This is a genomic window from Thermoflexus sp., assembly GCF_042408365.1.
GTDB lineage: Bacteria > Chloroflexota > Anaerolineae > Thermoflexales > Thermoflexaceae > Thermoflexus.
On the sequence record NZ_JBHOQJ010000288.1, the window covers coordinates 16571 to 29456 of the forward strand.

Consider the following 12886-nt stretch of genomic DNA (forward strand, 5'->3'; position numbering starts at 1 on the left):
GGGCTGGGGACCACCTTCGGCGGCTCCCAGCCTCAAAGAATTTTTCTTCCCCTCTCCCCAGCCCAAAGGGCCAAAGCAAATTCTACAAAGCCATTGTAACTCAAAAGCATCGACCCGCCTCGTCCCCGGAATCTCCTTTTCCGACCGCATGGCCTCGGATCGTATGAGCCCCCTTCGCGATCTCGCTTCCCAGCCCGCTCAACTCCAGCACATGGGCGCATAGGCGCATCGGCGGCACGCGGGCGTCCAGGGAATGGTGGGCGGGATAGAGAGGGCGGTGATGCGGGCGGCCTCTTCGAGGGCGGCTTCCACCTCGGCGATGGCCGCCGCATCCAGCTCCACTGTCTCCCGCCGCCGCTGGCGGGGAAAACGCAACTCCCCCCGTTGCTTCACTCCCCGACGCCACAGGAAGTAGAGATAGTAACGGAGCTGGAGACGGGCGGCTTCAACGAAGGTGGGCGCGTGCTTGATCTCAAGCACCGCGCCTTCATCTTCGAGGACGTCGAGGGCGATGAGGTTCTCCAAGAGCAGGCTCCGCCGAGGCCGATCTCGGTAAGATCGCTCATGGATGAGGCGCCCCAGGGCGACGGCCTCGGCGTCGGCTTCCATACGCGCGTGGTGGGCGGAGAGCCAAAGCTTCCGGGGGCACACCTGGAGGTAATTCAGCTGGAGCCCGCCCCGCATCGAAGCGGATCTCCGCGGGATCTGGCTCGAAGAGGGTGCATTCGGCGAACGGCTCGGGCAGCCGGGCCATGCCCGCTTCCAAATCCGTGTAGACCTCGCCTGCCCACTCGTGTGGGTCGCTGTACGAGACCGGTCCCTCCCCTAAATACCTCCAGCTTCGGGCGATGCGCTCCGGATCGTATGGACGGGGATCCTCGGCCCAGTGGACAATCAGGATCCCATCGGGGGCCTCCCTCCCGCGGTTCACCCGCCCGCCGCGCTGGGCCAGGGCATCCAGCGGCGCGATCTCCGTGAGCATCCGGTCGGTGCTGATGTCCAGACTGGCCTCGATGACCTGGGTGACCACTAGAACGAAGGGGCCGCGCCGCTCCTTCAAGCGTTCGATGGCCTTCCGCTCCTTCGCCCGGCGGTGGGTGTAGGCAAACCGGCTGTACGAGCAGATGCAATCCCCGGGGCAGCAAGGGACGCAGCGTCCGGTAGAGGGCCTGGGCCTTGCGCACGGTGTTGACGATGAGAAATTGAACCAGCCTGCTCCGGCAACTGTCCAGCACCTCCGCGATCACGTTCTCAGCGACGGCCAGCTTGGAGCATTCCGCCCGGATCATCGGTGACGCACGCTGGAGCACGCGGAACGGGCGCCGCCCCATGCCCGGCGCATCCTCGATCAGCGGGTGATCCTCCAGGCGGCACGTGCGAACCAGGGGATCGGGTAGGGTGGCGCTCATCACCAAGTGGGGGATCCCCTGCACGAACCAGAGCCGGGCGGCCTCGGTCTTGCCCCGCCCACACCAACCCCAGTGGAGCGAGTCCTCCGATGGAGCTTGCCACGGGATCTCTTTCTGGTAATCGAACCAGTCGCTCCCGGAGGGCAGGGCCCGACGCGACCAATCCTCGAGGTCGAGCGGCCAATCCGAGAGGAGCCTCTCCAGCTCGGGGCAGGGAGGGGAAATCTGAAGCGGGAGGAGGTAGAGGGCCTCCCGGCGCCGGCCATCCCTGCGGATGGTTTCCTAGTTCTGGATGGGAAGCTTCCTCTCTGACTGTGGACGGCCCTGGCCCGGGCCTATGCGGGGGTTCGGGTGCTGGCGGTCTTCGAGCTGCGGACGTCCGGGGCCGTGGTCATCGCCTCTCGGGATCCGGCCTTCCCCGTCGGAACGGCGCGGCCGCTTAGCGTTCCCGCGCGTTAGCGCTCCAGCGAATCCCCAAGATCTCTCCCCATCGCCCGTTCGCGGTGAGGCACCCCTTTCCGCCTCACCTCCCACACTGGGGGCAACGGCGCTCGCCAGGGGGCAGCTCGGTCCCGCACGTCTCGCAGACGTAGGTGAAGGCCGCCCCACATACCGAGCACGCGAGGGCGTCTTCCTCCACCGCCGATCCGCATTCCGGGCACAGGGCCTGCCCGCAGGCGGGGCAGGCGTCGGCCCCCTCGGGGAGCTCCGCCCCGCACGCGGGACAGCGGCCGGAGAGATCCAGGCCGCATTGCGGGCAGCGGAGGGTCGTTTCGGCGACGGGGGTTCCGCAGCGCGGGCACGCAAAGCCCAAATCCGCGCCGCAGGAGGGACAGGCGGGAACGCCGACGGGGATCACGGCCTGGCACGCCGGGCAGATCCAGCCGGTCTCGGCGCCGCATCGGGGGCAGGCGATCTCCTCCGGCCAGAGCCGGGCCCGGCATCGGGGGCAGAGGCGCTGCCCGCACCCCGGGCACGGCCCCTCCGCCGGCCGGAAGACGGTTCCGCAGTTCGGGCACGTCGCGACGGTCGGAAGGGGCGCCCCGATCGCGCGAGGGGCGTCCTCTACGAACGATGGAACGGCGATCGGGGCCGCGCAATGCGGACATGCGGATGGGGCTCCGAAGAGGGGGCGCTGGCAGGACGGGCAGCGCCGGACGAAACGCCGGCCGCAATCGGGGCATTCCGAAGCGGTGCTCAGGAGGATCGTCCCACAGTTCGGGCATGCGAAGGCGAGGGGGAACCCGCACCATCGGCATCGGGTCTCGGGGGTGAGCGGCTCCTCCGAGGCCAGCTCCCCACACATCGGACACCAGATCGCGCCGCATGCGGGACATACGCCCATTTCCTTTTCCACCGCCTCGCCGCATCGGGGGCAGACGGCTTTCCGGACCGGCGCGCCGCATGATGGGCAATGGGAAGCGCCTTCCGGCAGGAGCGCCCCGCATCGCTCGCAGGCTTCGGCCAGGGGCAATCCGCAAGCCGGGCATGCGGTGGCGTCGGGGGGAACCCATGTGCCGCAATCGGGGCACGGCTCCGCCCCGCAGTTCGGGCATGGCTCATCCGGCGGCGTCATCGCCCCGCATCGGCCGCACGGACGCGGTCGGAGGGGAGCGTGGCAGGAAGGGCAGGTCTCCGCCTCCGGGGGGACCGGCGCGTCGCAGTGACTGCAGAACCACGCCCACACCGCTCCGCAGGCCGGGCAACGCGTGGCCGTTTCCGGCATCAGCGATCGGCAGGCGGGGCAGAACGTCGCCCCACAGTGCGGGCAAACGCCGTCCTCCCAGGCGATCTCCCGGCCGCACGCAGGGCAGGGGCCGGTTTCGGGTTGAATGGGATGGATCAGCTCTGCATTCATCCCTTCATCCTGCGGATGGGAGAGCGAGGATGGGCGCTCAAGCGTTCAAAGGGATGAAAAATATTTTTGGGGCAGGGCCGCACGCCAAAGGCGCGGCCCTGCCCCAAAAGCCCCTAAGGGAGCAAGCCTCATGGTGTTTCCCATATCGTTCAGGAGCGGGCGGAAGCCGCCCGCTTCCGCCAGTAGCGTAGATACCCAGCCACCAGGCTCTCGTAGCTCGCTGCCACATCGTAGAGCTCGGGGTCTGCCCCCGCCGCCCGCAGCTCCTCATCGGCCTGGGCGCGCAAGTGCTGGATGATCTCCGCGGCCTCCATGTTCTCCTCCAACAACTCCCGGATCCGGTGCCCCCAATCCCAGAGGCGCCGCTCCAGATCCTCCCAGTGCCACTCGATGTCCTCGCGGTGGACGTCGAAGTGGGTGAGGCACAAGGCGCTCGCCCGCAGCGCCCGCAGGCGGGCGATGCTGGCGGACCAGGCCTCCAGATCCAGCTCCGGGGGCGGTGTGGGGGGGCGGACGTAGCGCACCCCGGGTATGCGGACGCCGGCGATGTCGCCTGTGAACAGCAACCCGGTGGTTTCGTCCAGGAAGGCGTGGTGATGGCGGGCGTGGCCGGGCGTGTCGAAGGCGATCAAGGTGTGGCCGGCGACTTGTAGCCGTTCCCCGTCGGATACGACCACCAGGCGGTCCGCCGGCACGGGGATCACTTTCCCCCAGAGGGGCTCCAGCAGATCGCCGTAGATCCGGGCCGCGCTGGCGATCAGGCGGGTCGGATCGGCCAGATGGGGAGCGCCGACCGGATGCACGTAGACCTTCGCCCACGGCATGCGCTGCGCCAGGAATCCGGAGGCTCCCGCGTGATCCAGATGGATGTGGGTGACGATCAGGTGGCGTAGGGCCTCCAGCGGCACGCCGGCGGCCTGCACGCTTGCCAAGAGCTTCTCCGCTGTGGATGTCGGCCCCGTTTCCACCAGGGCCGCCTCACGGCCGTCGTACAGCAGATAGGCGGCGATCACCTGGGGACGGCCGTGGAATTGAAGATCGATGCGGATCACCCCCTCGGCGATCGGCTGCAGGATCGAAGACATCGCGACGTCCTCCACATCGAGTTACGCGGTTGAAAGCTGCATCAGGAGATCGACGGGGTTCTTCGCTCGCCCGCCGCCTTCACCATTATAAGTGGAGGCACGGTGTGGGAAAGCGAGGTGGGCGAGCGGGCGTTGCCGCGCCACGCGATCACAAGCTGCGCGACGAAACAGGTTGCTGCTGCTCCCCAGGCTCGGTATAATCTTGTATGGTTTGATTGGCCCTCGCTTGGCGAGCGGAATCGCAGGGGTCATTTCCCGACCATGACCTCTTTCCGAATCCCTGGGAGAGGCGACGGGGGCTTGCGGGATCATCCATGGCCATCCCTGATTTCCCCAAGTTGGCTTGGTTGAGGCCGGGTATGACTCCTTCTTCGATCTCGGCGTAGATGGATGAGGAGATGGGTGTGACGAAGGCATGGCCTGGCGCGATCGATTGGGAACATCTGGAAGTTACCGAAGCGGATCTCGAGGCGTTGTTGAACCGGTTCCTAGAGGATCCTGTTCCCCGCACTGCGGAGGAGCTCGCCCGCCTGCTGATCCAGCGTCGTCTCCAGGAGTTTGAGGAGCGACGCCGTGCCTTCTTAACCGGCGCCCGCGTGTTTCGCCCCAAAGAGCGTTACCAGGTGGGGGAGCGTCTGTTCTTCCCCCACCTGAATTTCGCCATCGGGACCGTGGTGGGCATCCGGGATGGCCGGAACCCGGAGATCGGCCCCTTCAAGGTGATCCAGGTGCGCTTCGAGGACGATGGGACCGTTCGGGAGTTCGCAGCGGAGTATCCGCTCCCCCACCGCCTCAACGATCTGGATCAGGTGCATGGCCCGGACGAGAAGGGCGTGCGCTTGGAGGAGGTTTGGGCGGCGTGGGGCCCTCGGATCCAAGAGCAGCTCCTCGCCCGTTTGGAATCCAGCCCCGACTTCGTTCGGGTAGGGGATCATTGGTTCCCGAAGGCGTTGTTGGTGGAGTTCCACGAAGGGCATCTGAACCTGGTGGAGGCCGTCCTCGATGTCCAGGAGGGCGGCCCGGTGCCGCCCGAGGCGCTGCTTCCCCATCTGGAGCTGCCGGCCGATGTTCCCCTATCGTTGCAGATCTTCTCCCTGAATGCGGCCCTCTATCGGGATCCTCGCTTCGATGAGGTGGGCCCGGCGGGCCAATTCCTTTGGTTCCTCCGCCGGATGGAGCCCCCGGAGGTCTTAGAGACTCCCCCGCGTCTGCAGGGGCGGTTTTACACCGGAACCGCCGAGCGGTTGGACGAGGCCCTGCGTCAGATCGCGGCGGAGATCGATGACGAGCTCAGCACCCCCGAGGAGATCCGGCCCGGGTTGGGGGAGGCGGAGGAGGTCGTGTGGATCGCCACATATCCCCATCTGGCCAGCGGGACGGCGCCGTTGACCCGGCGCACGGCCCAGGTTTTCCCGCTGGGGCGAACCCATCGCATCCGCTTCGAGTTCGAGGATCCGACGGATGGCCGACGGTGGCCCGGCTGGGTGGTGCGGGAGCGCAAATATGTATTTGGCTTGAAGGAATGGTATCAAGCCCGCCAGGTTCAGCCGGGCTGCTTGGTGGTTTTCCAGCGGGCCCGCCAGCCGGGCGTGATCCGTGTGCGGCTCCAGGGCCGTAGCCGGCGCGATTGGGTGCGGGTGTTGCGGGTGGAGGAGGGCCGCTTGACCTTCGAGATGCTCCGCCGCCAGATCCCTGGCGAGTTCGATGACCAGGGTTTGATCTTCATCGACGACCCGGCGGCGTTGGAGGAGCTGTGGCCGCGCTGGCGGAACCGCCCGGCGCGGGCGTTGGCCCAGCATCTCTTCCCCGCGCTGGCCGGCCTCACCCCCCAGGGCACGGTCCATGCCCGCACCCTCTATCAGGCGGTGAACATGCTGATCCGGGTGCCCCCAGAGGCGCTGTTCGAGGACATCATGGGCCTGCCCGGATGCGTGTACCTGGGCGACGGGTATTGGCGATGGACGGAGGAGAGGCCATGAGCGACCGCCCGCGGGTTGCGACCCAGCGGCTGATCAAGCCGACGCTGGACACCCCTTTCCGCATCGACCTGGACTGGTGGAAGCGGGAGGGGAAGGATTTCCGCGCTTACCTGATGAGCCATCTGTGCCCGGAACACCGGGATTGGTTCTTGGCACAGCCTGAGGCCGCCGAGATCGATTGGGTGGATCCGGAGACCGCGGAGGTCCGGCGGATGGATGGGCTGTGGCATATCCTGCTTCAGCACTGCAGCCATCAGTTGGATTTCCTCACCCCCCAGACGCCGTTAACAGACGCCGTGTTCCGGTTGTTGCTCATTAACGGCAATCAACCGCTGACACCGAAACAGATGTCCCAGGTCCTTCAAGCGCGCACCGGCCGGTGGGAGGATCCCCGCAAGATCCTGCAGACCATCGGCGGGCGTGTGGTGCATCGGGGGATCCGGCCCGTCTTGGAGGAGTGAGATGCAGGTGACGGTGAAATTGCATGCGATCCTCCGCCGCTATCGCCCCGCCGGGGTTCAGGATGAAGGCATCCCGCTCGAGATCCCAGAGAACGGCACCCCCCGGGACATCGCTGCTGCGCTGGGGATCCCTGCGGATTTGATCCACGCGGTCTTCGTGAATGAGACCCAAGCCACCCTGGACACGCCGCTGAGACCGGGGGATCTCGTCCGTCTTTTCCCGCCGGTCGTGGGCGGGGACGGGCGGTGAAAAGGGATCCCTTGTCGCAGGCCCCTTGAGCAGCCATTCCCGAAACCTCTTCGAGAAGGCGAGCCGCGCCATGGCGGAACCGATCCGGCTCTTTGTGACCAGCAGTCCGGAGCTGGAGGCGGAGCGGGAGGTCGTCGGCCAGGTGGTCGCTAGGCTCCCCGTCCGGCTGGGATGGGAGATCCGGCACACCCCGCGGCCGGGCGAGGCGCTGGCCCCCGCCCTGGAGGCGGTGGAGGCTGCGCATCTGTACGTGTTCATCTTGGGCATGGATTATTCAGCCCCCATGGGATTGGAGTGGACGCGGGCCCTCCGGGCGAGGAAGCGCATGCTGGTCTTCGTGAAAGACACTGCCCACAGCCCGGCAGCCGCTCTGTGGTTGAGCGAGCAGGGCGAGGGGATCGAGCACACCGTCTTCGATTCCTTAGCCACCTTCCGGCACGCCTTTGAGCGTCAGCTGATCCGCGCGCTGCTGGATCTGGCGGAGACGTTGCACCTGCACCTGGATGAGGTGGAGGGATTGGCCGCGCGGATGAAGGAGTTGGAGGAGGCCGCCCCGGAAGCCCCGGCGGTCGCCCGCGGAGCGGAACGCAGTGCGATCATCTTGGGCGAGCGTTAGATCTCAGGGGTCATTCCGCGCAGGTTGACGCCCGGCGCGAAGCGTCCCAGGAGGCCGGTTCCCAATCGGCGCAAAGAGGGCGCGACGCCTATGAATCCCCGCTGCTGGATCGGGACGTCCGGATGGATCTATCCACACTGGCGGGGGGTCTTTTACCCGGAGGATCTCCCTCAGAGCCGCTGGTTCTCGCATTACGCCGCTCACTTCGAGACGGTGGAGATCAACAACACCTTCTACCGCCTGCCCTCCGAGGCGGCCTTTGACCGCTGGCGGGAACAAGCTCCTCCCGGCTTTCGCTACGCCGTGAAGGCGAACCGCTACCTCACCCACATCCGCCGCCTGAAGGATTGCGCGGAGCCCCTCGCGCGGTTCCTGGAGCGGGCCCGGCGCCTGGGCGACCACCTGGGCCCCATCCTGTATCAGCTCCCGCCGGGCTGGGGAGCGGATCCCGACCGTTTGGCGGCGTTCGCCGCGCTCCTCCCGCCGGAGCTCCCTCACGTCTTTGAGTTCCGGGATCCTCGCTGGTTCGTGGCGCCCGTCCGCGCGACGCTGGAACGCTACGGCCTGGGGTTCTGCCTGTTCGATATGCCGGATCTTTCCTCGCCGCTTTGGGTCACCGGGCCGATCGTCTACATCCGCCTTCATGGATCGACCGCCCTCTACGCGGGCCGCTATAGCCGGGAGGAGCTCTCCCAATGGGCGGAGCGGATCCGGGGCTTCCTTCAAGCGGGCCATGAGGTCTACGTTTACTTTAACAACGACGCCTTCGGGCACGCGGTGATCAACGCGATGGAGTTGCGGGAGATGCTGGAAGGGGTTTGACCCGGCGGCCGGCGGATGTTTGGAGGGCTGGGCGCTGGGGGCGCCCAGCCCCATGGAAGCAGGGGATCCCTACTCGGCGAACGCGATCGAGATCGCTTCCGCTAAGGTGCGGGCGGGAAGCAGCGCGAGGCCCTCCGGGGCCTCCCGGAGGCGGCGGACCATGCGGGGCAGGAGACAGCGCCGGAAGCCCAGCTTGGCGGCCTCCGCCAGGCGCAGCTCCAGCTGCCCCACCGCCCGCAGCTCCCCGGAGAGCCCCACCTCCCCGATGAACACCATGTCCGGCGGCAAGGGACGATCCCGGGCGGAGGAAACGATGGCCAGAGCCACCGCCAGATCGGCCGCCGGCTCGTCCACCCGCAGCCCCCCGACCACGTTCACGAACAGATCGTGATCATGCAGGCGCAGGCCCACCCGCTTCGTCAGCACCGCGACCAGCAGGAGCAGGCGGTAGGGATCGATCCCGTTCGCCGTGCGCCGGGCGGTCCCCGGGGGTGCCGGGCTGACCAGGGCCTGGATCTCCACCAGCAGCGGGCGGGTTCCTTCCATGGTCACCGCGACGGCGGAGCCGGAGGCCTGGACGAGGCGCTCGGCCAGGAAGAGCTCCGAGGGGTTGGGCACCTCCGCCATCCCATCCCCTCGCATCTCGAAGACGCCCACTTCAGAGGTGGCGCCGAAGCGGTTCTTCACGCTGCGGAGCATGCGGAAGGCATGGTAGCGATCCCCCTCCAGATAAAGAACCGTATCGACGATGTGCTCCAGGAGCTTCGGCCCCGCGATCAATCCGGCTTTGGTCACGTGGCCGATGAGGAAGACGGTGATCCCCAGGTTTTTGGCCAGGGCCTGGAACCGGACCGCGCACTCGCGCACCTGGCTGATGCTGCCGGGAGGGGAGGGGATCTCCTCCACGTAAACGGTTTGGATGGAGTCCACGATCGCCAGGCGGGGGCGCAGCGCCTGGAGGTGATCGATGAGGGCGTCCATGCGGGTTTCGTTCAACAGATAAAGGTGGGGGTTGCCCAGCCCCAGGCGATCGGCCCGCATTTTCAGCTGGCCTAGGGATTCCTCACCGGAGATGTAAAGGACCGGGAACTCGGGGCCGGCCATGCGGTCGGCCAGCTGCATCAGCAGGGTGGATTTCCCGATGCCCGGGTCGCCGGCGACCAGGACGAGGGAGCCGGGCACCACGCCGCCCCCCAGCACCCGGGCGAACTCCCCGATCGGCAATGGCCATCGCTCCACGCCGGCCGTTTCCACAGCTGGGAGGGGGACCGGCTGGGCGCCCGGCGCCCCTTTGAGGCCCACCGCGCGAACGGAGGGGGTGGGGGAGACCTCCACCAGGGTGTTCCATTCCCCACAATCCGGGCATCGCCCCATCCACTTGGGGTGCACCGCGCCGCATTTTTGACAAACATACTGGGTCCGCGTTCGGGCCATTCGGATCTCCTTTGAGGAGGAGGGGTTGCCGGCCCCTTCCACCCTATATCTCCCAAACGAAGCCGTTCCCCTAAGGGTCTTGGAGGGGCTGGCGCCGCTTTCGGGAGCGCCCAGCCCCTCCAATCCACACCGAAACCGCGAGCGATCCTCCATTTATGATAGCTCGAACCGCGCGAACCGTCGTGGGCCTTCGGCGCCACCGATTTGCCCTTTGGGGCAAACCGTAGGATGATCCTGCTGGGGAGGGGCCAGGATCCGGATCGAGGTCCATATCCCGGTTCGGAGCGGCGCCTTCCATGTCGATCGTCCATTCCTATCCGGTGCTTTTGGACGGTTCCCGTCTGATCGTCGAAGCCTGCGTGCGGGCGGGGGCGGATGTTTATGTCGGATACCCGATCTCCCCGGCGAACCTGATCTTCACCTACGCCAGCCGGCGTTTCCCGGTCGCTTTGCCGGCCCCCGATGAGATCACCGCCCTGCAGTGGATGGCCGGCCTCTCCGCCGCGGGGTATCTCCCGGTGACGGCCACCTCGTTCCCCGGCTTCGCCCTCATGGTGGAGTCGATCAACATGGCCTACATGATGGAGCTTCCCATGCTGATCATCCTCGTCCAGCGGCTCGGGCCCTCCACGGGGACCGCGACCGCCGGCGCCCAGGGGGACCTGTTGTTGTTGGACGGGCTGATCTCGGGGGGGTACCCGCTTCCGGTTCTCTGCATCTCGGATCTGGAGGATTGCTGGGCCCTGCCGCCGATCGCCCTGCGGACCGCGGTGGCGCTGCGCACGCCGGTGGTGCTCCTGAGCTCCAAGGAGATGGTGATGACCCAGGTCACCTTCGATCGGTCCCGGTTGCCGGAGATCGAGCCGGTGCCCCGCGCGCGCTACGCCGGCCCAGGCCCTTACCGCTCTTACGACGCTGGCGAAGGATGGGTCCCCCCGTTTGTGCCCGTCGGGGACGACGACCGCTTGGTGCGGTTGAACGCCTCCACCCACGATCGCTCGGGCCTTCTTCAGCATACCAGCGAGGAGGCGATGGCCAACACCCGCCGTCTGGGAGAGAAGGTGGAGGCGCTGACGCCGGTGCTCTATCATCTCGATGAGCCCGAAGGGGCCCAGGCCTTGGTGGTGAGCTACGACGTCACCAGCGGGGCGGCCCGGGAGGCGGTGTTCACCCTCCGGGCTCGGGGGGTCCCGGTCTCCCTCCTCCTTGTCCGCACGCTCCTGCCGGTTCCGGCGATCTATTCCGAGGTGATCGATCGCTACCCGCGCGTGGTGATCGCGGAGGAGAACGCCCAGGGCCAGCTGGCCCGGCTGCTGTTCGGCCGGCGGGTTCCGGGGAAGATCCGGACCGTCGGCGCCGTTGGTCGCATGGTGCGCCCCGAGGAGATCGTTCGGGAGGTGCTGGCCCCATGAGCGCGTTCCTGACCAACTCGGAGCTGCCGTTTTGTAAGGGCTGCGGGCATCACCATGTGGTCCGCAGCACCGTGAAGGCCTTGGAGGGGATCGGGGTGAAGCCCCTAGATGTGATCCTGGTGACCGACATCGGCTGCCACGGGATCGTGGATGGCCATTTCGCGACGCATACCGTTCATGGCCTTCACGGACGCTCCGTGGCCCTGGCCGCGGGGATCGCGATGGGGCTTCCCCCTGGCAAGAAGGTCATCGTCTATATCGGGGACGGCGGGGCGACGATCGGCATGCAACACATCCTGGAAGCGGCGCGGATGAACGTGGATCTGACGGTGGTGGTGCACAACAACATGCTTTACGGGATGACCGGGGGGCAGCCCAGCAGCTTGACCCCGCGCGGCTTCCGCACGGCGATCACCCCCCAGGGGACCTCCCTGCCGCCGCACGATTTGTGCCGGCTGGTCCATGACGCCGGCGCCCCCTTCGTCGCCCGCGTCCTCGGGGTGGGGGATTTCTCGGAGATCCTTCGCCAGGCCCTGGAAACCGAGGGCTTCGCCCTGGTGGAGGTCCTGGAGCTCTGCACCAGTTATGGGGTGAAGTGGAACCCTCAGCTGCGGTTGAAGGCCCTGGCCGAGGAGGCCGGATACCCCCTCGGGGTATGGACCCATCCACCCCGCCCGGCTTTCCGTTTGCCGGCGCGGGCGGAGGGGCCCCGGCGGGGGGAGGGGTTGTTGGATCTGCCCCCGGTGGAGGTTCGGTTCGTCTCCCCTTTGGAGGGGCGCTGGGCGCTGATCCTGAGCGGCTCGGCGGGGGAGGGGATCCAGCAGGCGGCGGAGATCCTGGCACGGGCCGCGATGGCCGCCGGCCTTCACGCAACGAAAAAGGGGAGCTATCCTGTCACCGTGGGGGTTGGCTTTTCCACAGCGGAAGTGATCCTTTCGCGCTCCCCGATTTTTTATCATGGCGTCGAGGAGCCGGACGCCGTGGTGATCACTTCCATAGATGGGTTGCGGAATCAGCAGGATCGGATCCGCGCGCTGCCGAAAGGGGTGCTCTGGATCGACGCCTCGTTGCCGGTCCCGGAGACCGGGGCGGAGGTGCGGATCCGGGATTTCCGAAGGCGTGCGGGGGCGCGGCACGCGGCCCTTTACGCCTTGTGGACTGTGCTCTGGGAGACCGGGATCCTGCCTCCGGCGGCGTTGTTGGAGGCCGTGCGGGAGAGCTCCCTGGCCGACCGGGTTCCGATGGAGATCTTCGCTGTCCCACAACCGTAACCGGTGGCACGGGTGGGCGGACCTCCTCCGGGAGGCGCCCCCCAGGGCACCGGGAATCGCGCCCTGGGGGTGGCTTTCTGCCCTTCCCCTACATACGGAACGCCTGCTTCCCTCTAATGCTCCTCTAATAGAACCCGCGTAGAATGAGAGGCGATCCCGGCGTAGGGGGAGTCTGTGCCGCTGATCTGCCGGAACTGCGGGATCGAGATCGAGTGGCAGCCGGTCATTGTGGATCGCCAGCCCTATTGCTGTCTGGGGTGCGCCCAAGGAGGGCCATGCCAGTGCGACT

General features: G+C 67.2%; 12 protein-coding genes and 1 pseudogene. 8 read left to right on the forward strand and 5 right to left on the reverse strand.

Translation table 11 applies throughout. The features are described from left to right. Positions 1-198: 198 nt before the first annotated feature. Both cas4 and ACFMO5_RS13310 read right to left on the reverse strand, forming a co-directional pair. Entirely contained in the window at positions 199-684 is a 486-nt protein-coding gene (gene cas4 / locus ACFMO5_RS13305) for a CRISPR-associated protein Cas4 (RefSeq protein WP_376793236.1), read from the reverse strand. A gap of 244 nt (positions 685-928) precedes the next feature. Further along, positions 929-1126: pseudogene (locus ACFMO5_RS13310) on the reverse strand (hypothetical protein); the annotation flags it as partial. A 607-nt stretch (positions 1127-1733) separates the two neighbouring features. Between ACFMO5_RS13310 and ACFMO5_RS13315 the strand changes: the two are divergent. Further along, positions 1734-1868 carry a hypothetical protein gene (locus ACFMO5_RS13315; protein ID WP_376793247.1) on the forward strand — a complete coding sequence of 45 codons (135 nt, stop codon included), beginning with the start codon at positions 1734-1736 and terminating at the stop codon, positions 1866-1868. Positions 1869-1932: 64 nt separating this feature from the next. Here the strand turns inward: ACFMO5_RS13315 and ACFMO5_RS13320 are convergent, their stop codons facing one another. After that, positions 1933-3267: a zinc ribbon domain-containing protein gene (locus ACFMO5_RS13320; RefSeq protein ID WP_376793237.1), complete on the reverse strand. Its 1335-nt coding sequence runs from the start codon at positions 3265-3267 to the stop codon at positions 1933-1935. Positions 3268-3416: 149 nt separating this feature from the next. Further along, on the reverse strand, positions 3417-4352 hold the full coding sequence (locus tag ACFMO5_RS13325; RefSeq protein ID WP_376793238.1) for an MBL fold metallo-hydrolase: 936 nt from the start codon (positions 4350-4352) through the stop codon (positions 3417-3419). A 398-nt stretch (positions 4353-4750) separates the two neighbouring features. On the opposite strand from ACFMO5_RS13325, the gene ACFMO5_RS13330 reads away from it, so the two are divergent. The 5 genes from ACFMO5_RS13330 (at position 4751) to ACFMO5_RS13350 (ending at position 8480) form a co-directional block, all read left to right on the forward strand. Next, the gene (locus tag ACFMO5_RS13330) at positions 4751-6331 is read left to right on the forward strand and encodes a hypothetical protein (RefSeq protein WP_376793239.1); all 1581 of its coding nucleotides are present in this window, start codon (positions 4751-4753) and stop codon (positions 6329-6331) included. Continuing rightward, positions 6328-6792 carry a hypothetical protein gene (locus ACFMO5_RS13335; protein WP_376793240.1) on the forward strand — a complete coding sequence of 155 codons (465 nt, stop codon included), beginning with the start codon at positions 6328-6330 and terminating at the stop codon, positions 6790-6792. Before ACFMO5_RS13330 ends, ACFMO5_RS13335 begins: the two co-directional genes overlap by 4 nt. Before the next feature lies 1 nt (position 6793). After that, complete coding sequence (locus ACFMO5_RS13340; RefSeq protein ID WP_376793241.1) at positions 6794-7042, forward strand: MoaD/ThiS family protein; 249 nt, start codon at positions 6794-6796, stop codon at positions 7040-7042. 70 nt (positions 7043-7112) lie between these two features. After that, positions 7113-7658 carry a hypothetical protein gene (locus tag ACFMO5_RS13345; protein ID WP_376793242.1) on the forward strand — a complete coding sequence of 182 codons (546 nt, stop codon included), beginning with the start codon at positions 7113-7115 and terminating at the stop codon, positions 7656-7658. A 90-nt stretch (positions 7659-7748) separates the two neighbouring features. Beyond that, positions 7749-8480 (forward strand): DUF72 domain-containing protein, encoded by a 732-nt coding sequence (locus ACFMO5_RS13350; RefSeq protein WP_376793243.1) that lies wholly within the window; start codon positions 7749-7751, stop codon positions 8478-8480. Between the two features lie 69 nt (positions 8481-8549). On the opposite strand, the gene radA is transcribed toward ACFMO5_RS13350, so the two are convergent. Beyond that, positions 8550-9914, reverse strand: a complete 1365-nt coding sequence (gene radA / locus ACFMO5_RS13355; protein WP_376793244.1) for a DNA repair protein RadA — start codon at positions 9912-9914, stop codon at positions 8550-8552. Between the two features lie 296 nt (positions 9915-10210). On the opposite strand from radA, the gene ACFMO5_RS13360 reads away from it, so the two are divergent. Then, positions 10211-11326 (forward strand): hypothetical protein, encoded by a 1116-nt coding sequence (locus tag ACFMO5_RS13360; RefSeq protein WP_376793245.1) that lies wholly within the window; start codon positions 10211-10213, stop codon positions 11324-11326. Then, positions 11323-12597: a thiamine pyrophosphate-dependent enzyme gene (locus ACFMO5_RS13365; RefSeq protein ID WP_376793246.1), complete on the forward strand. Its 1275-nt coding sequence runs from the start codon at positions 11323-11325 to the stop codon at positions 12595-12597. Before ACFMO5_RS13360 ends, ACFMO5_RS13365 begins: the two co-directional genes overlap by 4 nt. The last annotated feature ends 289 nt before the right edge of the window (positions 12598-12886 follow it).